The following is a 947-nucleotide window of genomic DNA, read 5'->3' as shown; positions in this document are numbered from 1 at the left end:
GCCGGGGCGACCATCGTGGAACTCGGCGTCAGTGGTCCGCTCGGCGAGCCGGTGGACGCGCGCTACGCGGTGCTCGGCGACACGGCCTACATCGAATCCGCGCGTGCCTGCGGGATCGAGTTCGTCGAGCCGTCCCCCGTGGTCTCGCTGACCGCGCACACCCGTGGCGTCGGCGAACTGCTCGCCCACGCACTGGACGGCGGCGCGGCACGGCTGGTGCTCACCGTCGGCGGCACCGCCAGCACCGACGGCGGCGCCGGGATGCTGCAGGTACTGGGCGCACGGCTGCGCGACGCCGACGGGAAGCCCGTGGACTCGGGCGGCGGCGCGCTGAGCGACGTCGCCGAGGTGGATCTGACGGCTGTTCGCGAGCGGCTGAAAGGCGTGACGGTCGGCGTCGCGACCGACGTGACGAACCCGCTGCTGGGCCCCAACGGAGCGGCGGCGGTGTTCGGCCCGCAGAAGGGCGCGGGTGCCGAAGACGTCGTTACGCTGGAGAACGCGCTCGCGCACTGGGCCACCGCGTTGCGCGCGGCCGGAGCAGCGGACGTGGCGGACGTTCCGGGAGCGGGCGCGGGCGGCGGGATCGCCGGTGGGGCCATCGCGGGCCTGGGCGCGACCGTCGAGTCCGGGTTCGAGCTGATCGTGGGCCTGACCGGCGTGGACGACGCGCTCAAGGGCGCCGACCTGATCATCACCGGCGAGGGCTCGCTCGACGAGCAGAGTCTCGCGGGCAAGGCTCCCGCCGGGATCGCGGCGAGGGCCCGCGAACAAGGTGTCCCCCTGCTGGCACTGGCCGGGCGCATCCAGCTGGACCAGAGCCAGCTGGACGGCCTCGGCGTCGTCGGCAGCAGCGCGCTGATCGACCACGCGCCCTCGCTGGACCACGCCCGCGCCCACGCCGCCGAGCTCCTGCGAACCCAAGCGGCCCAGCTCGTGCACGCCGG

1 protein-coding gene is annotated in these 947 nt (G+C 74.8%); it reads left to right on the top strand.

All coding sequences use genetic code 11. The annotated features are described in order from the left end of the window. Positions 1 to 947, top strand: a 947-nt coding sequence (locus QMK34_RS13370) for a glycerate kinase (protein ID WP_326414201.1), incomplete at both ends; no start/stop codon positions are given.

The organism is Amycolatopsis sp. H20-H5, assembly GCF_035828755.1.
In the GTDB taxonomy this organism is placed as follows: domain Bacteria; phylum Actinomycetota; class Actinomycetes; order Mycobacteriales; family Pseudonocardiaceae; genus Amycolatopsis.
Note: the sequence above shows the minus strand (reverse complement) of the source record. Positions and strands in the feature narration are given on the sequence as shown.